17 protein-coding genes and 2 tRNA genes are annotated in these 20,955 nt (G+C 63.7%); 17 read left to right on the top strand and 2 right to left on the bottom strand.

The window, feature by feature from the left end; all coding sequences use genetic code 11:
• Positions 1 to 3 precede the first annotated feature (3 nt).
• The 11 genes from HZR81_RS00930 (at position 4) to HZR81_RS00880 (ending at position 12,967) form a co-directional block, all read left to right on the top strand.
• Entirely contained in the window at positions 4 to 1,494 is a 1,491-nt protein-coding gene (locus HZR81_RS00930; protein ID WP_200597583.1) for an NAD(P)H-hydrate dehydratase, read from the top strand.
• Entirely contained in the window at positions 1,482 to 1,952 is a 471-nt protein-coding gene (gene tsaE / locus HZR81_RS00925; protein WP_063541528.1) for a tRNA (adenosine(37)-N6)-threonylcarbamoyltransferase complex ATPase subunit type 1 TsaE, read from the top strand. The genes HZR81_RS00930 and tsaE overlap by 13 nt, the downstream gene beginning before the upstream one ends.
• A gap of 17 nt (positions 1,953 to 1,969) precedes the next feature.
• A complete protein-coding gene (locus tag HZR81_RS00920) occupies positions 1,970 to 3,385 on the top strand; it encodes an N-acetylmuramoyl-L-alanine amidase (protein ID WP_125867711.1) in 1,416 nt (471 codons plus the stop codon).
• Positions 3,382 to 5,259 carry a DNA mismatch repair endonuclease MutL gene (gene mutL, locus HZR81_RS00915; RefSeq protein ID WP_200597585.1) on the top strand — a complete coding sequence of 626 codons (1,878 nt, stop codon included), beginning with the start codon at positions 3,382 to 3,384 and terminating at the stop codon, positions 5,257 to 5,259. Before HZR81_RS00920 ends, mutL begins: the two co-directional genes overlap by 4 nt.
• Positions 5,260 to 5,339: 80 nt before the next feature.
• Positions 5,340 to 6,311, top strand: a complete 972-nt coding sequence (miaA, locus tag HZR81_RS00910) for a tRNA (adenosine(37)-N6)-dimethylallyltransferase MiaA (protein WP_200597586.1) — start codon at positions 5,340 to 5,342, stop codon at positions 6,309 to 6,311.
• Between the two features lie 93 nt (positions 6,312 to 6,404).
• Positions 6,405 to 6,659 (top strand): RNA chaperone Hfq, encoded by a 255-nt coding sequence (hfq, locus tag HZR81_RS00905; RefSeq protein ID WP_003298547.1) that lies wholly within the window; start codon positions 6,405 to 6,407, stop codon positions 6,657 to 6,659.
• A gap of 11 nt (positions 6,660 to 6,670) precedes the next feature.
• Entirely contained in the window at positions 6,671 to 7,972 is a 1,302-nt protein-coding gene (gene hflX / locus HZR81_RS00900; RefSeq protein WP_500127079.1) for a ribosome rescue GTPase HflX, read from the top strand.
• Between the two features lie 97 nt (positions 7,973 to 8,069).
• A complete protein-coding gene (gene hflK, locus HZR81_RS00895) occupies positions 8,070 to 9,245 on the top strand; it encodes an FtsH protease activity modulator HflK (protein ID WP_200597588.1) in 1,176 nt (391 codons plus the stop codon).
• Positions 9,245 to 10,111, top strand: a complete 867-nt coding sequence (hflC, locus tag HZR81_RS00890) for a protease modulator HflC (RefSeq protein ID WP_102838698.1) — start codon at positions 9,245 to 9,247, stop codon at positions 10,109 to 10,111. Before hflK ends, hflC begins: the two co-directional genes overlap by 1 nt.
• A gap of 284 nt (positions 10,112 to 10,395) precedes the next feature.
• Positions 10,396 to 11,583, top strand: a complete 1,188-nt coding sequence (locus HZR81_RS00885) for an ATP phosphoribosyltransferase regulatory subunit (RefSeq protein WP_200597590.1) — start codon at positions 10,396 to 10,398, stop codon at positions 11,581 to 11,583.
• Between the two features lie 88 nt (positions 11,584 to 11,671).
• A complete protein-coding gene (locus HZR81_RS00880) occupies positions 11,672 to 12,967 on the top strand; it encodes an adenylosuccinate synthase (protein WP_500127078.1) in 1,296 nt (431 codons plus the stop codon).
• Between the two features lie 142 nt (positions 12,968 to 13,109).
• Here the strand turns inward: HZR81_RS00880 and HZR81_RS00875 are convergent.
• A tRNA-Leu gene (locus HZR81_RS00875) sits at positions 13,110 to 13,196 on the bottom strand.
• A 118-nt stretch (positions 13,197 to 13,314) separates the two neighbouring features.
• A tRNA-Leu gene (locus HZR81_RS00870) sits at positions 13,315 to 13,401 on the bottom strand.
• A 204-nt stretch (positions 13,402 to 13,605) separates the two neighbouring features.
• Here HZR81_RS00870 and rnr point away from each other — a divergent pair.
• The 6 genes from rnr (at position 13,606) to HZR81_RS00840 (ending at position 20,944) form a co-directional block, all read left to right on the top strand.
• Positions 13,606 to 16,107 carry a ribonuclease R gene (rnr, locus tag HZR81_RS00865; RefSeq protein WP_500127077.1) on the top strand — a complete coding sequence of 834 codons (2,502 nt, stop codon included), beginning with the start codon at positions 13,606 to 13,608 and terminating at the stop codon, positions 16,105 to 16,107.
• Positions 16,104 to 16,859, top strand: coding sequence for a 23S rRNA (guanosine(2251)-2'-O)-methyltransferase RlmB (gene rlmB, locus HZR81_RS00860; protein WP_500127076.1), 756 nt, complete (start codon positions 16,104 to 16,106; stop codon positions 16,857 to 16,859). Before rnr ends, rlmB begins: the two co-directional genes overlap by 4 nt.
• A 166-nt stretch (positions 16,860 to 17,025) precedes the next feature.
• Complete coding sequence (locus HZR81_RS00855) at positions 17,026 to 19,158, top strand: PAS domain-containing protein (RefSeq protein ID WP_500127075.1); 2,133 nt, start codon at positions 17,026 to 17,028, stop codon at positions 19,156 to 19,158.
• A 179-nt stretch (positions 19,159 to 19,337) separates the two neighbouring features.
• Positions 19,338 to 19,757, top strand: coding sequence for a 30S ribosomal protein S6 (gene rpsF / locus HZR81_RS00850; protein ID WP_063541875.1), 420 nt, complete (start codon positions 19,338 to 19,340; stop codon positions 19,755 to 19,757).
• A 28-nt stretch (positions 19,758 to 19,785) separates the two neighbouring features.
• Positions 19,786 to 20,016, top strand: a complete 231-nt coding sequence (gene rpsR, locus HZR81_RS00845; protein ID WP_003283112.1) for a 30S ribosomal protein S18 — start codon at positions 19,786 to 19,788, stop codon at positions 20,014 to 20,016.
• A 34-nt stretch (positions 20,017 to 20,050) separates the two neighbouring features.
• Complete coding sequence (locus HZR81_RS00840) at positions 20,051 to 20,944, top strand: hypothetical protein (protein WP_102838693.1); 894 nt, start codon at positions 20,051 to 20,053, stop codon at positions 20,942 to 20,944.
• Positions 20,945 to 20,955: the final 11 nt, after the last annotated feature.

Below are 20,955 nucleotides of genomic sequence, written 5' to 3'. Positions count from 1 at the left end.
CCGATGACCGATTCCCTGCCCGTCGCCCTGTACAACGCCACCCAGGTGCGCGAATTCGATGCGCGCCTGATTGCCGCCGGCACGTCCGGCTTCGACCTGATGCAGCGTGCCGCCCATGCCGCCTGGCGCGCGCTGCGCCGGCGCTGGCCCGATGCAGCTGCTGTCACCGTGCTCGCCGGGCGCGGCAATAACGCCGGCGATGGCTACCTGCTGGCGGCGCTGGCGCAGCGCGCTGGCTGGCAGGTGCGGGTGCTGGCGGTGGGCGATCCGCAAACGCTGCAGGGCGACGCGGCGCTGGCCTGCGCCGAAGCGCGTGATTGCGGGGTGGCCATCGAGCCCTGGCGAGCGGAGGCGCCGCTGCAGGGCGTGCTGGTGGATGCGCTGCTCGGCACCGGCCTGAGCGGGGCGGTGCGCGAGCCCTATGCGAGCGCGATCGCGGCGATCAACGCCAGCGGCCGTCCGGTGCTGGCAGTCGACCTGCCCAGCGGGCTGTGCGCCAACACCGGTCAGGTGCTGGGGCAGGCAGTGCGGGCCGATCTCAGCGTGACCTTCATTGGCCTCAAGCTCGGCCTGTTCACCGCCGACGGTCCGGATCGCATCGGCGCGCTGGTGTTCGACGACCTGCAGGCCGACCCGGGAATCGTCGCGCAGGTGGCCAGCGAGGCCGTGCGCCTCGACCACGGCTCGCTGGCGCGGGTCGCACCTCGTTCGCCGACTGCGCACAAGGGCAGTTTCGGCCAGGTACTGGTGATCGGCGGCGACCTCGGTACCGGCGGCGCCGCGCTGCTCAGCGCCGAGGCGGCGCTGCGTTGTGGGGCCGGCATGGTGACCCTGGCTACCCGACCGGAACACGTCGGCGCTTCGCTGGTGCGCCGCCCGGAGGTCATGTGCAGCGGTGTCGAGTCCACCTACAGCCTGACGGCGCTGCTGGAGCGTGCCGATGTGCTGGTGGTCGGCCCCGGCCTCGGCCAGGCGCCGTGGGGGCGCAGCCTCATTTCCGCGGCTGCGCAGCGCGAGCAGCCGCAGGTCTGGGATGCCGATGCGTTGAACCTGCTGGCGAGCGGCACCGTCGAATTGCCGTCCGGCTGCCTGATCACCCCGCATCCGGGCGAGGCCGCGCGACTGCTGCAGTGCTCGGTCGACGAGGTTCAGGCCGATCGCCCGGCGGCCGTGCGGGCGCTGGCGCAGCGTTATGGGTGCGTCGCGTTGCTCAAGGGGGCCGGCACGCTGATCGCGGCGCCGGATGGCCGGCTGGCCCTGTGTGATCGCGGCCATCCGGCGATGGCCAGTGCCGGGCTCGGCGACGTGCTGGCCGGTGTGCTCGGTGCCTTGCTGGCACAGCAGCTGGCACCGTTCGAGGCGGCCTGCCTGGGCGCCTGGCTGCACGCCACCGCGGGTGAGCGCCTTGGCCCGCTGGGGCGCGGCCTGGCTGCCAGTGATCTGATTCCGGTGATCCGTCAGTTGTTCGAGGAGCAGTCGCCATGCCTGAAATGAATCTGTATGCCGGTGACGAGGCGGCTATGCTCGCGCTGGGTGCGCGCATCGCTCGTGCAACCGGTGGTCGGGGCGTCATCTATCTGCATGGTGACCTCGGCGCCGGCAAGACCACACTGTCACGCGGCCTGATCCGTGGTTTCGGCCACGAGGGCAAGGTCAAGAGCCCGACCTTCACTCTGGTCGAGCCCTACGAGCTGGGCGAGGTTCAGGTGTTCCATTTCGACTTGTATCGCCTGGTCGATCCGGAGGAGCTGGAGTTCCTCGGCATCCGCGACTACTTCGAGGGCAATGCACTGTGCCTGATCGAGTGGCCGGAACGCGGGGCCGGCATTTTGCCAAAGGCCGACATGGACATTACCATTACGCCGCATGAGGCCGGCCGAACGCTGCGCCTGTCGCCCCATACCGCGAGGGGCGAAGCCTGGTGTGTCGCCCTGACCGACGGAGAGCTATGAATAACATGGGTTTGGGGATGCGCATGCGCACCCTGGTTGTTGGCCTGCTGCTGTCGCTGATGACGGCGGACCTGTTTGCTGCCAGCGATGTACAGAGCGTGCGTCTGTGGCGTGCGCCGGACAACACCCGCCTGGTGTTCGACCTGTCAGGGCCGGTCGAGCACAAGATCTTCACCCTCACCGCACCCGATCGGCTGGTCATCGACGTCACCAACGCCACGCTCAAGGCGCAGCTCGATCAGTTGCCGCTGAGCAATACGCCCGTTGCCTCCCTGCGCGCCGGTCAACACGATGCCGATACGCTGCGCGTAGTCGTTGATCTGCATGCGCCGGTTACGCCTAAGAGCTTCAGCCTGGCGCCGAACCAGCAGTACGGCCACCGGCTGGTGGTCGATCTGTTCGATCAGGCAACGGCCGCCCGCGCCGCCACTCAACCGCCGGTCACGGCAACGCCGTCCAAACCTGTCGCACCGGTCTCGCCGACGCTGCCTGCGGTCAAGCTGCCCGCTCCGATCGGTGGCAAGCGTGACATCGTGATCGCGATCGATGCCGGTCATGGTGGCGAAGACCCAGGCGCCATTGGCCCCGGCAAGGTCTACGAAAAACACGTCGTACTACAGATTTCCAAGGAGTTGCAGCGCCAGATCAATGCCGATAAAGGCTTCCGCGCCGAGCTGGTGCGCACCGGCGATTACTTCATTCCGCTGCGCAAACGCACCGAGATCGCCCGCAAGAAGGGCGCCGACCTGTTCGTCTCGATCCATGCCGATGCCGCGCCGCGTTCAGCGGCCTATGGCGCTTCCGTATTTGCCCTGTCGGATCGCGGCGCCACCTCGGAAACCGCGCGTTGGCTGGCCGACAGCGAAAACCGTTCCGACCTCATCGGCGGTGCCGGCAACGTCAGTCTCGGCGACAAGGACCAGATGCTCGCAGGCGTGCTGCTGGACCTGTCGATGACCGCCTCGCTGTCCTCGAGTCTGAACGTCGGGCAGAAGGTGCTGAGCAACATGGGCCGCATCACGCCGCTGCACAAACGGCGCGTGGAGCAGGCCGGCTTCATGGTGCTGAAGTCGCCGGACATCCCGTCGATCCTGGTCGAGACCGGCTTCATCTCCAATCCGTCGGAAGCCAAGAAGCTGCAGACGTCCGGCCATCAACAGGCGCTGGCACGCTCCATTCATAGTGGCGTGCGGCAGTTCTTCCACGAGAATCCGCCTCCGGGAACCTACGTCGCCTGGTTGCGCGATTCCGGCAAGATAGCCGCCGGTCCTCGCGAGCATGTCGTGCGCTCGGGCGAAAGCCTGGCCCTGCTCGCCCAGCGCTATCAGGTCAGCCTGACCTCGCTGCGCAGTGCCAACAATCTGCGCAACGACGTGATCAAGATCGGCCAGACGCTGAACATTCCCGCCACCACCCTGGCTTCGCAGCCATGACGCAAGCGCCACGCATCCAGCTGCTCAGCCCGCGGCTGGCGAACCAGATCGCCGCTGGCGAGGTGGTTGAACGCCCGGCCTCGGTAATCAAGGAGTTGCTGGAAAACAGCCTGGACTCCGGCGCCGGCCGCATCGAAGTAGACGTCGAACAGGGTGGCGTCAAACTGCTGCGTGTGCGCGACGACGGCTGCGGCATCCCGCCGGACGACCTACCGCTGGCCCTGGCCCGCCATGCCACCAGCAAGATTCGCGATCTGGAAGATCTCGAGCGGGTGATGAGCCTAGGCTTTCGTGGCGAAGCGCTGGCCTCGATCAGCTCCGTCTCGCGGCTGACCCTGACCTCGCGTACCGCCGATGCCAGCGAGGCCTGGCAGGTGGAAACCGAGGGGCGCGAAATGGAGGCGCGGGTGCAGCCGGCGGCTCATCCGGTGGGTACCTCGGTGGAAGTGCGTGACCTGTTTTTCAACACGCCGGCACGGCGCAAGTTCTTGCGCACCGAGAAGACCGAGTTCGACCACCTGCAGGAGGTCATCAAGCGCCTGGCGCTGGCGCGCTTCGATGTGGCCTTCCATCTGCGCCACAACGGCAAGGGCGTGCTGGCGTTGCATCAGGCCAACGACGACAGCGCCCGTGCGCGGCGCGTCGCTGCGGTATGCGGGCCGGCCTTCCTCGAGCAGGCGCTGCCCATCGAGATCGAACGCAACGGGCTGCGGCTCTGGGGTTGGGTCGGACTGCCGACCTTCTCGCGCAGTCAGGCGGACCTGCAGTACTTCTACGTCAACGGGCGCATGGTGCGCGACAAGCTGGTCGCCCATGCGGTGCGCCAGGCCTATCGCGATGTGCTGTTCAACGGCCGGCATCCGACCTTCGTGCTGTTCCTCGACGTCGATCCGGCGGTGGTGGACGTCAATGTGCACCCCACCAAGCACGAGGTGCGTTTCCGCGACAGCCGTATGGTCCACGACTTCCTCTACGGCACGCTGCATCGCGCGCTGGGCGATGTGCGTCCCGAGGACCAGCTGGCCGCGCCGGCGAGCGTGGCGCCGATGACCCAGGTGTCCGGGCTGGCTGCCGGCGAGTTCGCCGGGCAGAACGAAATGAGCCTGTCGGCCAGCGTGCTCGAGCGGCCACAGGGGGAGACACCCGCCTGGCGCGGTGCCGGCGCGGGCTATCAGGCGCCACGCCCGGCATCGACCGGCTATACCGCCGAAGCCCAGGGCGCCTACCGCGAGTTCTTTACTCCGCTGCCCGATAGCACCCCGGCGCCACTGCCTGCCAGTCAGGATGACGTACCCCCGCTGGGCTACGCGCTGGCGCAGCTCAAGGGGGTCTACATCCTCGCCGAGAATGCCCAGGGCATGGTGCTGGTAGACATGCACGCCGCCCACGAACGAATTACCTATGAGCGCCTGAAGACCGCCATGGCCAGCGAAGGGCTGCGCGGCCAGCCGCTGCTGGTGCCTGAAGCCATCGCCCTCAGCCAGCGCGAGGCCGACTGCGCGGAAGAGCATGCGCAGTGGTTCCAGATGCTCGGCTTCGAGCTGCAGCGCCTCGGCCCGGAAACCCTGGCGATCCGTCAGATTCCCTCGCTGCTCAAGCAGGCCGAAGCGACCCAACTGGTGCGCGATGTGCTCGCCGATCTTCTGGAATACGGCACCAGTGATCGTATCCAGGCCCACCTCAACGAGTTACTGGCGACCATGGCTTGCCATGGCGCGGTTCGCGCCAATCGCCGGCTGACGCTGCCGGAGATGAACGCCTTGCTGCGTGACATGGAGCACACCGAGCGTAGCGGACAGTGCAACCACGGCCGTCCGACCTGGACGCAACTGGGCATGGACGATCTGGATAAGCTGTTCCTGCGCGGTCGCTGACCGGCTCCGGGCGGCAGGCCGTGCTTGCGGCCAGCCGTCCGCCACTGGAAACTATCCGGCCACGCCTGCCGAGCCCGCCGATGTCTTCTCTGCCTCCCGCCATCTTTCTCATGGGTCCCACCGCCTCGGGCAAGACCGATCTGGCGCTGGAGCTGGCGCGTGTGCTGCCCTGCGAGCTGATCAGCGTCGATTCGGCGCTGGTCTACCGTGGCATGGACATCGGCACGGCGAAACCGTCGGCTGAAGTGTTGGCTGAGTTTCCCCATCGTCTGGTGGACATCCTCGACCCGGCCGAGAGCTACTCGGCTGCAGAGTTCAGCGCAGATGCCTTGGCGGCCATGGCCGAGATCAGCGCGGCTGGCCGAATTCCTCTGCTGGTTGGCGGCACCATGCTGTATTTCAAGGCGTTGCAGGAAGGACTCGCCGATATGCCGGCAGCCGATCCGTTGCTACGTGCCGAGCTCGAGGCGCTCGTCGCGACGCAAGGGTTGCAGGTGTTGCACGATCAGTTGGCCCAGGTGGATCCGGAGTCGGCAGCGCGCATTCATCCTAACGATCCGCAGCGGCTGGTGCGCGCGCTGGAGGTCTATCGCGTCAGCGGCTTGACCATGAGCGAGCACCGCGCCCGACAAAGGTCGCAAAAAGCCGTCGGAGACGCTCCAGGCTCAGGAGTCTTGCCTTATACTGTCGCGCAACTGTGCATCGCCCCCGCACAACGCCACATCCTGCATGAGCGCATCGAAAGGCGTTTCCTGCACATGGTTGAACAGGGCTTTGTCGAAGAGGTCGAAGCCTTGAGGAGTCGGGGCGATCTGCACCTTGGCATGCCGTCGATTCGAGCGGTCGGTTATCGTCAGGTTTGGGAATATCTGGACGGATCATCGACCCGGGAGGAAATGGTGGAGCGCGGCATCATCGCAACCCGGCAACTGGCCAAACGGCAGTTCACCTGGTTGCGAAGCTGGGGGGAGATACACTGGCTGGACAGTTTGTCCCGCGACAATCTGCCGCGCGCATTGAAATACCTGCAATCGCTCTCCATATTGAGCTGACACTGCAAGCTGACCGTCTATTCTCAGACAAGTGGATCGTCGGTTGTACTTTATAGAACATTAATGAAACAGATCCTCTAAGGAGTGCGGCACATGTCAAAAGGGCATTCGCTACAAGACCCTTACCTCAACACACTGCGTAAGGAACGCGTCCCGGTCTCCATCTATCTGGTCAATGGCATCAAGCTGCAGGGTCAGATCGAATCCTTCGACCAGTTCGTCATTCTGCTGAAGAACACCGTCAGCCAGATGGTGTACAAGCATGCGATCTCCACCGTTGTTCCCGGGCGTCCTGTGCGTCTGCCGACCGCTGGCGATGCCGAGCAATCCGAGTCGAGCAACGACTGAGGTAGGTTTCTTTGTTCTTCGAACGTCCCGGTGGTGGTGAGCGGGCTATCCTGGTGCACCTGGACGGCCAGGATCCCGCGGCGCGCGAGGATCCTCAGGAGTTCCAGGAACTGGCGCGTTCGGCAGGTGCAGAAACGGTTGGCTTCGTCAATGTGTCCCGCCACCAGCCGTCCGCCAAGTTTCTGATCGGCAGTGGCAAGGTCGAAGAGTTGCATGACCTCGTCAAGGATGGCGAGGTCGAGTTGGTGATCTTCAATCACACGCTTACCCCCAGCCAGGAGCGCAACCTCGAGCGTGCCCTCGAATGTCGCGTGCTCGATCGCACCGGTCTGATCCTGGACATCTTCGCCCAGCGTGCGCGTACCCATGAGGGCAAGCTGCAGGTCGAACTGGCACAGCTGGAACACATGAGCACGCGGCTGGTTCGCGGCTGGACTCACCTCGAGCGGCAGAAAGGCGGTATCGGCCTGCGAGGGCCGGGTGAAACCCAGCTGGAAACCGACCGTCGTCTGTTGCGTGTCCGCATTCGGCAGATCAAGCAGCGCCTGGAAAAAGTGCGCGGCCAGCGTGAGCAGGCCCGTCGCGGGCGGCGTCGCGCGGATATTCCTTCCGTGTCGCTGGTGGGCTACACCAACGCCGGTAAGTCCACTCTGTTCAATGCCCTCACCGAGTCTGAGGTTTACGCTGCCAATCAGCTGTTCGCCACGCTCGATCCCACGCTGCGCCGCCTCGAGCTCGAGGATGTCGGTCCGGTGATCCTGGCCGACACGGTGGGCTTCATTCGTCATCTGCCGCACAAGCTGGTGGAGTCCTTTCGGGCCACATTGGAAGAGTCCAGCAACGCCGACCTTCTGCTGCACGTGATCGATGCTCACGAGCCTGAGCGCGATCAGCAGATCGAGCAGGTGCTCGCGGTGCTCGGTGAGATTGGCGCCAACGAGCTGCCGATGCTCGAGGTGTACAACAAGCTCGATCTTCTCGGGGGCATCGAGCCGCAGATACAGCGCGATGCCGACGGCAAGCCGCAGCGCGTCTGGGTGTCCGCTCGTGACGGCCTGGGGCTGGACCTGTTGCGTCAGGCCGTCGCCGAGTTGCTCGGCGACGATCTCTTCGTCGGCACGTTGCGCCTGCCGCAGAGGCTGGGCCGCCTGCGGGCGCAGTTCTTCGAGCTGGGTGCGGTGCAGCGTGAGACGCATGATGAGGAGGGTGGCAGCCTGCTCGAGGTTCGCTTGCCACGTGTCGAACTGAATCGCGTGATCAGTCGCGAAGGGTTGCGGGTGGACGAGTTCATCGAGCAACACACTTTGCAATAAAGCCTCGATGGCAATTTTGCCGGTCGTTCGGGGCTTTCTGTAGCATTGGCGGGCGCGCCGTGGGCGCGCCTTTAGCTTTATTTGAATGGAGAGCGCTATGGCTTGGAATGAGCCGGGTGGCAACTCGAACAACCAGGATCCCTGGGGCAGTGGTGGCGGTGGTCGTCGTGGTGGCGGCGGCGACCAGAAAGGCCCGCCGGATCTCGATGAGGCTTTCCGCAAGCTGCAGGACAGCCTGAACGGCATGTTCGGTGGCAAGAAGCGTGGCGGCGGTAATTTTGGCGGCAGTGGCAAGCGCGGCGGATTCGGCCTGGTGTGGGTCGCCCTGGTCGTATTGCTGGCTGTGTGGCTTTTCAATGCCATCTACATCGTCGACGAGCAGGAGCAGGCCGTGGTGCTGCGCTTCGGCAAGTACCACGAGACTGTCGGGCCGGGCCTGAACATCTATTTCCCGCCGATCGATCGCAAGTTCCAGGAGAACGTCACTCGCGAGCGCTCGTACAGCAAGCAGGGGCAGATGCTCACCGAGGACGAGAACATCATCGAGGTGCCGCTGACCGTTCAGTACAAGATCAGCAACCTGCAGTCTTTCGTGCTGAATGTCGATCAGCCTGAAGTGAGCCTGCAGCACGCCACCGACAGCGCCGTGCGGCATGTCGTGGGCTCGACGGCCATGGATCAGGTGCTCACCGAGGGGCGTGAGGTCATGGCCGGTGAGGTCAAGGAGCGTCTGCAGCGGTTCCTCGACAACTACGGTACCGGCATCGTCGTTACCCAGGTCAACCTGCAGAGTGCGGCCGCGCCGCGTGAAGTCCAGGAAGCCTTCGATGACGTCATTCGGGCGCGCGAGGACGAGCAGCGCGAGAAGAACCAGGCCGAGTCCTACGCCAACGGTGTGATTCCCGAGGCGCGTGGTCAGGCCCAGCGCATGCTGGAAGAAGCCAGTGGTTACCGCGACGCGGTGATCTCCCGTGCCCAGGGTGAGGCGGATCGCTTCAGCAAGCTGGTCGCCGAGTATCGCAAGGCGCCGGACGTCACGCGCGAGCGTCTGTATCTGGAAACCATGCAGGAAGTCATGAGCAATACCAGCAAGGTCATGGTGAGTGGCGACAGCGGGCAGAACCTGCTCTATCTGCCGCTGGACAAGATGATCAACAGCCGTGGCGCAAGCACGCCAGCTCCGGCTGGAGTTGCGTCGGGCGCGGCTACGCAGGGCACCCGACTGCCGCCAGAGCTGGATCCGCGTGAAGTTCGTACGAGGGAGAGCCGCTGATGAGCAATAAATCCCTTACCGCCCTGATCGTGGGCGTAGTGGCGGCAATCGTTCTGTGGAACAGTTTTTACATCGTTTCGCAGACCGAGCGCGCGGTACTGCTGCGGTTCGGGCGTATCGTCGAGCCGGACGTGAAGCCGGGTCTGCACATGAAGATTCCGTACGTGAACTCGGTGCGCAAGTTCGATGCGCGGCTGCTGACGCTGGATACCACCACCTCGCGTTTCCTGACGCTGGAGAAGAAGGCGCTGATGGTCGACTCCTATGCCAAGTGGCGTGTGGACGATGCCGAACGCTTCTATACCGCGACCTCGGGCATGAAGCAGATCGCCGATGAGCGCCTGGCGCGTCGCCTCGAGGCGGCGCTGCGCGATCAGTTCGGTAAGCGCACGCTGCATGAGTCGGTCTCCGGCCAGCGTGATGAGCTGATGGCTCAGGTCACTCGAAGCTTGAATCGTGCGGCTCAGCAAGAGCTGGGGATCGAAGTCGTCGACGTCCGCGTCAAGGGCATCGACCTGCCGCGTGAAGTCAATCGCAGTGTCTTCGAGCGTATGAGTTCCGAGCGGGAGCGTGAGGCGCGCGAGCATCGCGCCAAGGGTAAGGAGCTTGCCGAGGGTATCCGCGCCGACGCCGATCGCCAGCGCCGTGTCCTGCTGGCCGAAGCATTCCGCGAAGCCGAAGAGCTGCGTGGTGACGGTGACGCCAAGGCTGCTGCAATCTATGCCGCCGCGTACGGCCAGGATCAGGAGTTCTACGCCTTCCACCGTAGCCTGCAGGCTTACCGTGAGAGCTTCTCCAGCAAGGAAGACGTGCTGGTACTTGATCCGAAGAGCGACTTCTTCCGTTATCTGCAGAGCAACAAATAGCATCTCACCGCCAGATGGCTAAGGTTCTCCGGCGACACGCGCGTGTCGCCGGGTGACCCATGGGGAAAAGGTTGCTATGATCCGCCGGCCGGGGAAATCCCGGCTTTTTTGCGTCTGTGCCCTTGAGGTCGCAGGCTATCCCAGGCATGCGGTGGTCATGCCGACCCCTCAGGGGCATGGCTCGGATGCCATGGTTCGAACACAACTGCACGCAACCGGAGGCCAGCTGAGGCTGCAGCCGCGGTTTTCGTCTGGGCTTACCGGAACGAGAGGTGATTTCGCGAATGGCAACGGTAGACCGCTGGCTCTTGCCAGATGGCATCGAAGAAGTGCTGCCGCCCGAGGCGGCGCGTATCGAAACGGCGCGTCGGCGCGTGCTGGATCTGTTCCAGCGCTGGGGCTACGAGCTGGTCATCACCCCGCATGTGGAATTCCTCGAGTCATTGCTCACCGGTTCCGGGCAGGATCTGGATCTGCGCACCTTCAAGGTCATCGATCCGCTTTCCGGTCGCCAGATGGGTTTGCGTGCCGATATCACGCCCCAGGTGGCCCGCGTCGATGCGCATACCCTGCGTCGTGAAGGCCCGAGCCGGCTGTGCTATGCCGGTAGCGTGCTGCATGCCAAGCCGCAGGCGCTTTCCACTTCGCGCAGCCCCATTCAGCTCGGTGCCGAACTGTATGGCGATGCCTCCGCTTCCAGTGATCTCGAAGTCATCAGTCTGATGCTGGAAATGCTCGAGCTGGCCGATGTGCCCGACGTGCACATGGACCTCGGTCATGTCGGCATCTACCGCGGCCTGGCAAAGGCCGCTGCGCTGAGCGGTGAGGCCGAGCAGCGCCTGTTCGACGCGCTGCAGCGCAAGGCTATGGACGAGATCGAGCAGCTGACCGCGGCACTTGATCCGGCGCTTGCGGCGATGCTGCGCTCGCTGGCGCGCCTGTGTGGCGGGCGCGAGACGCTCGATGATGCTCGGCAGGCTCTGGCTGGCGCGCCCGCGGATGTGCAGGCGGCGCTGGAGACCCTTTCGGCGGTGGCCGACCAGCTCGCGCTGCGCTACCCGCAGGTGCCGCTGTACTTCGACTTGGGCGAATTGCGCGGCTATCACTACCATACTGGAGTGGTGTTCGCCGTATTCGTGCCGGGCATGGGACAGTCGATTGCCCAGGGCGGGCGTTACGACGATATCGGTGCCGATTTCGGGCGTGCCCGTCCGGCGACCGGCTTCTCCACTGATTTGAAAACGCTCGTCAGTCTCGGAAATGCCGATCTGAGCACGCCAGTTTCCGGGATCTGGGCTCCGCACGGCGATGAGTCGGGCCTCTGGAATGCGATTCGCGAGCTGCGGCGCCAGGGCGAGCGCGTGGTGCAGGCGCTGGATGGCCAGTCGCGGGCCGATGCCGCGCAGCTGGGCTGCGACCGGCAATTGCGGTTGAGTAATGGTGTCTGGACGGTGGTTTCGCTGGCGTCCTGACGGCTATGGCGCCGCGCTCGCGGTGCCGGCCAGGTTTCGATTATCGCCGGTTGCGGCCGGTATGCTTCGCCGAAGAGGACAAAGGGTTATGGGTAAGAATGTCGTGGTCCTGGGCACCCAATGGGGTGATGAGGGCAAGGGCAAGATCGTCGATCTGCTGACCGATCAGGCGGCTGCGGTCGTGCGTTATCAGGGCGGCCACAATGCCGGTCATACCCTGGTCATCGATGGCGAGAAGACCGTGCTGCACCTGATTCCGTCCGGCATCCTGCGCGACAACGTGCAATGCCTGATCGGCAATGGCGTGGTGGTCGCGCCCGATGCGTTGCTGCGGGAAATCACCAAGCTGGAAGAGAAGGGTGTGCCGGTGCGCGAGCGCCTGCGCATCAGCCCGTCCTGCACCCTGATCCTGCCCTACCATGTGGCGCTGGATCAGGCCCGCGAGGCCTCGCGTTCGGAGGGCAAGATCGGTACCACCGGGCGCGGCATCGGTCCGGCCTACGAGGACAAGGTGGCGCGTCGCGGCCTGCGCATCGCTGACCTGTTCAATCCAGAGCGCTTCGCGGTCAAGCTACGTGAGTTGCTGGGCTACCACAACTTCGTGCTGCAGAACTTCTATAAGGTCGAGCCGGTTGATTTCCAGAAGACTCTCGACGAGGCCCTCGGCTACGCCGAAATCCTCAAGCCGCTGATCACCGATGTCACCGCCCGTCTGCACGAGCTGCGCAAGCAGGGTGCCTGCATCATGTTCGAAGGTGCGCAGGGCTCGCTGCTGGACATCGACCATGGCACCTATCCGTACGTGACCAGCTCCAGCACAACGGCTGGCGGCACGGCGACTGGTTCCGGCTTCGGTCCGCTGTATCTGGATTACATCCTCGGCATCACCAAGGCCTACACCACTCGTGTGGGCTCCGGTCCGTTCCCCACCGAGCTGTTCGATGATGTCGGTGCGCGCCTGGCCGAGCGTGGTCACGAGTTCGGCTCGACCACCGGGCGTGCGCGTCGTTGCGGCTGGTTCGATGCCGTCATCCTGCGCCGTGCGATCGAGATCAACAGCATCTCCGGGATCTGCCTGACCAAGCTCGACGTGCTCGACGGGCTGGAGACCATCCGCATCTGCGTCGGCTACAAGGATCGCAATGGCGAAGTGCTGGTCGATGCGCCGACCGATGCCGACAGCTACGACGGTCTGCAGCCGGTGTACGAGGAAATGCCGGGTTGGAGCGAGTCGACCGTTGGTGCCAAGAGTCTTGACGAGCTGCCGGCCAATGCCCGCGCCTACATCAAGCGACTGGAAGAGTTGATCGAGGCGCCAGTGGATATCATCTCCACCGGTCCGGACCGCAACGAAACCATCGTGTTGCGTCATCCGTACGCCTGATCGGGCGCATGCTAGAAGACCGCCTTCGGGCGGTCTTTTGCTGTCTGGGGCTGGTGGCAGCGCGAGTATCGGCTGGCGGGGATGATTTCTATCGGGCCGAAACGAAAAAACCGAGCCAGAGGCTCGGTTTTTTCTTGAAGAGTGGTGCCCAGGAGAAGACTCGAACTTCCACGGTGTTGCCACCGCTAGGACCTGAACCTAGTGCGTCTACCAATTCCGCCACCTGGGCACATTGCGATGATTGCTCACCGACTTTTTTGCCATTTTGCCGATTCACATCGGCCGAAGTCGGCAATCTTCGTTACTGCCTGAGACACGCATCGATGATGCGGGTTTCATTTGAAGAGTGGTGCCCAGGAGAAGACTCGAACTTCCACGGTGTTGCCACCGCTAGGACCTGAACCTAGTGCGTCTACCAATTCCGCCACCTGGGCACGAGAAACGATGATACTTGGCCGTTTCCGTGTTACAACGTCTGCCAGACATTGTGGGCGCGAACTATACGGCCGAGGTTTGGCCTTGTAAACCCCTGATGGCGAAAAATAATTCGCATGAAAGCTGCCGTCCGGCAGCGATTCGCGCTTCAATAGAAAAAGGGCGTTCTGCCTCTATAAATGAATGAAAGGTGACATCTCTTAATGGCCGATTGGCAATCCCTCGATCCCGAGGCCGCTCGTGAAGCGGAAAAGTACGAAAACCCTATTCCCAGCCGTGAGCTGATTCTTCAGCATCTCGGCGAACGTGGCTCGCCAGCTGCCCGTGAAGAGCTGGTGGAAGAGTTCGGGCTGGAGTCCGACGAAGATATCGAAGCGTTGCGTCGCCGCCTGCGTGCGATGGAGCGAGACGGCCAGCTGATCTACACCCGGCGCGGCACCTATGCCCCGGTGGACAAGCTGGACCTGGTCTGCGGGCGCGTCAGCGGCCATCGTGACGGTTTTGGCTTCCTCATCCCCGATGATGGCAGCGACGACCTGTTCCTCAGCCCGGCGCAGATGCGCCTGGTGTTCGATGGTGACCGCTGCCTGGCGCGTGTCGCGGGCCTCGATCGCCGTGGGCGCCGCGAAGGCGCCATCGTCGAGGTGATCAGCCGCGCGCACGAGAGCATCGTGGGCCGTTATCACATCGAGAGCGATGTCGGTTTCGTCGTTCCGGACAACCCCAAGATTCAGCAGGAAGTGCTGGTCACGCCCGGGCGGGCACTGGATGCCAAGCCGGGTCAGTTCGTCGAGGTGAAGATCACTCACTGGCCGACGCAGCGCTTCCAGCCGCAGGGCGATATCGTCGAGGTGATCGGCAACTACATGGCGCCGGGCATGGAGATCGACGTCGCGCTGCGCAGCTTCGATATTCCGCACGTATGGCCCGAGGCGGTGCTCAAGGAGGCTGCGCGGCTCAAGCCCGAGGTGGAGGAAAAGGACAAGCACAAGCGCGTCGACCTGCGCCATCTGCCGTTCGTCACCATCGACGGCGAGGATGCTCGCGACTTCGACGATGCGGTCTACTGCGAGAAGCCGGGCGGCTGGAAGCTGCTGACCGGCGGGTTCCGTCTGTATGTGGCCATTGCCGATGTGTCGCACTATGTGAAGGTGGACTCGGCGCTCGACAAGGAAGCTGTGGTCCGCGGCAACTCGGTGTACTTCCCCGAGCGCGTGGTGCCGATGCTGCCCGAGGAGCTGTCCAACGGCCTCTGCTCGCTGAATCCCCATGTCGATCGTCTGGCCATGGTCTGCGAGATCACCCTGAGCAAGTCGGGGAAGATGACCGACTACCAGTTCTACGAAGCGGTGATCCACTCCCATGCACGGCTGACCTACAACAAGGTCAGCGCGATGCTGGAGCAGCCCAAGTCTGCCGAAGGCAAGCGGCTCAGCGGCGAATATGCCGAAGTGCTACCGCACCTCAAGCAGCTCTATTCGCTTTATAAGGTGTTGCTCAAGGCGCGCCATACCCGCGGCGCGATCGATTTCGAGACTCAGGAAACCCGCATCGTCTTCGGTGCCGATCGCAAGATCGCCGAGATCAAGCCCACCGAGCGCAACGATGCGCACAAGCTGATCGAGGAGTGCATGCTCTGCGCCAACGTCGCCACCGCGGCGTTCCTGCAGAAGCATGAGATTCCGGCGCTGTATCGCGTGCACGACGCACCGCCGCTGGAGCGTCAGGAGAAGTTGCGTGCCTTCCTCGGTGAGCTGGGGCTTTCCCTGCACAAGGGCAAGGAAGGACCGACGCCCAAGGATTACCAGGCGCTGCTGGAGAAGATCCAGGGGCGTCCGGATTTTCACGTGATCCAGACGGTGATGCTGCGTTCGCTGAGCCAGGCGGTCTACAGTGCCGAGAACCATGGTCACTTCGGTCTGAACTACGAAGCCTATGCGCACTTCACTTCGCCGATCCGGCGCTATCCGGACCTGCTGGTGCATCGCGCCATCCGCAGCGTGATCCGGTCCCGTCGCGACACACCGCACGTGCGGCGTGAAGGCGCTGCCAGCATGCCCAAGGCGCGCACCTACCCGTATGACGAGGCGGCGCTGGAGCAGCTGGGCGAACAGTGCTCGATGACCGAGCGGCGCGCCGACGAGGCCACCCGCGACGTGGTCAACTGGCTCAAGTGCGAGTTCATGAAGGATCGCGTCGGCGAGACATTCCCTGGTGTGATCACCGCGGTGACCGGCTTCGGCCTGTTCGTCGAGCTGACCGACATCTACGTGGAAGGGTTGGTGCACGTCACGGCGATGCCGGGCGACTACTACCACTTCGACCCGCTGCATCATCGCCTCTCCGGCGAGCGCAGCGGGCGCAGTTTCCGCCTTGGCGACAGCGTCGAGGTGCGTGTCATGCGCGTCGACCTGGACGAACGCAAGATCGACTTCGAGCTGATCGCTGGCGGCACCAAGGCCGCCGGTCAGCGTGACGGCGCAGAGCGTGGTCGCGAACCGGGCAACGCCGACATTCGCAAGAGTCGCGAGCTGAAGAAGGCATTGATTGCCGAAGCCAAGGTTGGTGGCAGGAAGGGCAAGTCCGACAAGGCTGGCGGTAGCAAGTCCCGGTCCGGCACATCCAAGGCAAAATCCGCTGCGAAGTCGACGAGCAAGTCTTCAGCCTCCAGCAGTGGTCCCCGAAAGCGCAAGGCCAAGTCATGAGTCAGCTGGAAAAGATCTATGGCCTGCACGCCGTGGAGGCATTGCTGCGCCATCATCCCAAGCGCGTCAAGCAGGTCTGGCTGGCTGAAGGCCGGGGCGATCCGCGTGCGCAGGTGCTGATCGAGCTGGCCGCGCAGGCGCGCGTCAGTGTCGGCCAGTGCGAGCGTCGCGAGATGGATGCCTGGGTCGAGGGCGTGCACCAGGGGGTGGTGGCCGAGGTCAGCCCCAGCCAGGTGTGGGGTGAGGCGATGCTCGACGAGCTGCTCGATCGCGCCGAGGGTCCGCCTCTGTTGCTGGTGCTCGATGGGGTGACCGACCCGCACAACCTCGGCGCCTGCCTACGTACGGCCGATGCGGCCGGTGCGCTGGCGGTGATCGTGCCGAAGGACAAGTCCGCTACTCTCAATGCCACGGTGCGTAAGGTCGCCTGCGGTGCTGCCGAGGTCATTCCGCTGGTGGCGGTGACCAATCTGGCGCGGACTCTGGAGAAGCTGCAGCAAAAGGGCCTTTGGATCGTGGGCACCGCCGGCGAAGCCGAGCAGTCACTCTACGAGCAGCATCTCACCGGTCCAATCGTCCTGGTCATGGGCGCGGAAGGTCGCGGCATGCGCCGGTTGACCCGCGAGCACTGTGACTATCTGGTGCGTCTGCCGATGGCGGGTAGCGTCAGCAGTCTGAATGTCTCGGTTGCCACCGGCGTCTGCCTGTTCGAGGCGCTGCGTCAGCGCGGCCTTGGCCAACCGGCTCGTTAGCGCCAGGCGACGCATGTACTGAAACCGATCGGTCTTTTTGTGGTCAATCGCTGTCCCAGGCCCGCCGGATAGCGGCTGTTCGATTTTTTCGCTTGAGGGCCCCGGAATGCTGCCGGGGTCTCGCTGAGTTCGTTACGCGGCGTCAGGCTCGTACCATGGAGGTTGTATGCAGCAGCGCCCGTCTTTCGAGAGTCTGTTCCGGCTGTCGCCGAACGCCTATGTTCTGCTCGATCGCGATCTGGTCATCCTCGATGCCAACGCGGCTTACCTGGCCCTGACCGGCCGCAGGCTGGAGGAGATCCAGGGGCAGCGCCTTCACGAAGCGTTCGCAGCAGACCCGCTCAGCCCCGAGACGACTCGTGTGCAGGAGCTGCTCGACTCCTTTGCTCGTGTGCTCAGCCGCAAGGCGGTCGATACGCTGCCGGTTATCCGTTATTCCATCGCCCGCCACACGCCGCTCGGGCCTGTCTACGAGGATCGCTACTGGAGCGCCACGCACACGCCGATCCTGGATGAGCAGGGTGAAGTCGTGGCCATCCTGCAGCACACCTCCGACATCACCGAGCTGCAGGCCATGAAGGATTCGCTGAAGCAGGCTGCCGGGCATCAGCCTGTGCAGCAGCTCGAGCAAGGCGTCATGTCCCGCGCCAGGCTGCTGCAATCCGAGGGCGAGCAGTTGCGGCGCCTCTTCGCTCAGGCGCCTGGATTCGTCTGTTTCCTGCGCGGGCCGAATCACGTCTACGAACTGGTTAACGATGCATACCGGAAGGTCATCGGGCAGCGCCAGCTGCTGGGCAAGACAGTCCGCGAAGGGCTGCCCGAGCTAGAAGGGCAGCCGCTGATCGGTCTGCTCGACGAGGTCTACCGCAGCGGCCGACCGTATATCGGCAAGCGCGTGTCACTGTTTCTGAGGCGGCAGCCGGAGCGGGAGCCCGAAGAGGTCATCCTCGATTTCGTCCTGCAGCCGATCGTCGAGAACGATGGGCAGGTGGTCGGCATCTTCGTTCAGGGCCAGGACGTTACCGAGCAGCAGCGCAACGAAACGGAATTGCAGCGCTATCGTGAACATCTCGAGGAGCTGGTACGCGAGCGGACCCAAGCGCTCGAGCAGAGCGAGGCGGAGCGGCAGGTCGCCGAGCAGGCCCTGCAACAGGCTCAGCGCCTCGAGGCGGTGGGCAAGCTGACAGGCGGTATCGCCCATGACTTCAACAACATGCTGCAAATCATCGGAGGCAACCTGCAGCTTTTGCGTCGCAGCCTCGGCAACGATGAAACGGCTGCAAGACGTCTGAACTCGGCGGTCAGTGGGGTCGAGAAGGGCGCGCGCCTTGCCTCGCAGCTGCTGGCATTCGCCAGCCGGCAGCCGCTGCTGCCCCGGCAGGTGTATCTGCCCGATCTGCTGGAGCAGATGCATGAGTTGCTCGATGGCGCTCTCGGGTCTGCGGTGCAGGTTGATTTGGATGTCGTAGGTCGGCCCTGGCCGGTCTTTGTCGATGTCGGAAACCTGCAGAGTGTGGTGCTGAACCTGGCGGCCAACGCGCGTGACGCGATGGCCGGGCGCGGCCGGTTGGTGCTGCGTCTTGAGAATCGCTCGCTGAATGACGAAGCGTTGGAGCAGCCTGGGGATTATGTACTGCTCAGCGTCATCGACCAGGGCAGTGGTATGAGTGACGAGGTTCGAGCCCGGGCGTTCGAGCCCTTTTTTACCACCAAGCAGGAGAGCAACGCGTCGGGTCTCGGCTTGAGCATGGTCTACGGATTCGTCAAGCAGAGTGGCGGTTTCGTGACGCTGGGCAGCGGTGACAACGGTGGTGCGGCGGTGCATGTTCATCTGCCGCGCAGTGCGGGCGAGAACGCAGAGTCCGACGCCGTCAGCGAGCGCGAGCCCGCGCAGCCGGAGTCGGACGGCTCGTTGACCGTCGACGATGCAGGACTGAGGATTCTGTTCGTCGAGGACGATCCCACGTTGCGCATGCTGACCGGGGAGGTCTTGACGGAGCTTGGCCATCGGGTCGAGGTCAGCGAGACGGCTGAGGAGGCGCTGGGATTCCTGAATCGGCAGCCGTTCGATGTGCTGCTTACCGATGTCGGTTTGGCAGGAATGAGTGGAATCGACCTCGCGCGCCAGGCTGGCGCCCGTCATCCTGAGCTTGCGCTGGTGATTGCCTCGGGGTATGCCGTCAGTCCTGCCGAGGTGGGGATCGATCGACTGCGCACGATGATCAAGCCCTACGATATCCATCAGGTTCGCGAGCTGCTCGACGCGATTGGTAGCGAAAGGGCTGCGGCAAGCCGCTAACCTGCTCGGGCTGGTCAAATAATCACCAGCTTGCCTTGCGCCACTGCCGGCCCTTCTCTAGAATGGCGCCCCTTGCCTGGATGGCAGGCGTTTGCGCGCCTTTCTACAGACAAGACAACAAGTCATTCACTCCTTGCCTGACCGCATTGTCGGCAGGCTGCAACCCGTAAGGAGCAGTTATGCGTCATTACGAAATCATCTTTCTGGTTCACCCGGACCAGAGCGAGCAGGTCGGCGGCATGGTGGAGCGTTACACCAAGCTGATCGAAGAAGACGGTGGCAAGATCCATCGCCTGGAAGACTGGGGCCGTCGTCAGCTGGCTTATGCCATCAACAACGTGCACAAGGCTCACTACGTGATGCTGAACGTCGAGTGCAGCGGCAAGGCTCTGGCCGAGCTGGAAGACAACTTCCGCTACAACGACGCTGTCATCCGCAACCTGATCATTCGTCGCGACGAGGCCGTGACCGAGCAGTCCGAAATGCTCAAGGCCGAGGAAAACCGTAGCGAGCGCCGCGAGCGTCGTGATCGCCCTGAAAACACTGACGGCTCCAACGAGAGCGACAGTGACAGCAGCGATAACAACGCTGACGAGTAATCCACGGATCTATTGAGGAGCCTATTTCATGGCACGTTTTTTCCGTCGTCGTAAGTTCTGCCGTTTCACCGCCGAGGGCGTGAAAGAGATCGATTACAAGGATCTCAACACCCTGAAGGCCTACATCTCCGAGACCGGCAAGATCGTTCCTAGCCGCATCACCGGAACCAAGGCACGTTATCAGCGTCAGCTGGCCACCGCTATCAAGCGCGCCCGCTACCTGGCCCTGCTGCCCTACACCGACAGCCACGGCCGTTGATCCGGCTGGTCGACAGAAGTAAAGGATAAATCGCATGCGCGCCCTGGCTGAGTTCATCATGCGCGGCCGCATGCAGGCCATCTTCGTGGTGGCCGGTGCTGCGGCACTGCCCATGTTGTTCTGGCTGAGCGCTGCCGCAGGCAGTCTCGTGCTGCTGCGACGCGGGCTGAACGATGCGTTGAGTGTGCTGGTTTGGGCCGTGATACCGGCCCTGGCCTGGTGGTACTTCGGCGATCCGCGGACCCTGCTGGTATTGCTGGGTACGCTGGGCTTGGCCCTGGTACTGCGCGGTCAGGCGTCATGGGTGCGGGTGATGTTAAGCAGCGTGGGCCTGGGACTGCTGTATGTCTGGGCGCTCGGTGCGGTATTCGGCGAGCCGATCGCGGCGTTGGCTGGTGAGCTGCAGAAGGTATTGCCCGATGCGTTGTCGGGTGCCTACGAGCAGCTGTCGGTGGAAGAGCGTGGTCGGTTTGAGGCGCTGCTGATACCGGTGCTGACCGGCCTGCTGGCTGCGCTGCTGCAAATCGTCACCCTGCTGAGCCTGATGCTTGGGCGCTACTGGCAAGCCGCGCTGTACAACCCGGGCGGTTTCGGCAGCGAGTTTCGAGCGCTGCGGTTTCCGCCGCTACTGGCGACACTGCTGTTGCTGGGCATGCTGCTGGGGCCGAATCTCGGTGCGCAGTTGGCCGTACTGACGCCCCTGTGCAGCGTGCCGCTGGTGTTTGCCGGTCTCGCACTGATGCACGGGTTGGTCGCTCAAGGGCGCTTGCCGCGGTTCTGGCTGGTGGGGCTGTACGTCACGCTGGTGCTGTTCATGCAGTTGATTTATCCGCTACTGGCCGTTTTGGCCATTGTCGACAGTCTGTTTGATTTTCGTGGTCGCGCGGCCGGCAAGAACGGCGCGGGACCTGCGAACGGTGAAGGTTAAAAGTTAAGAGG

Origin of the sequence: Pseudomonas sp. LM13 (assembly GCF_041381355.1) — a bacterium.
Lineage (GTDB): Bacteria > Pseudomonadota > Gammaproteobacteria > Pseudomonadales > Pseudomonadaceae > Stutzerimonas > Stutzerimonas frequens.
Note: the sequence above shows the minus strand (reverse complement) of the source record. Positions and strands in the feature narration are given on the sequence as shown.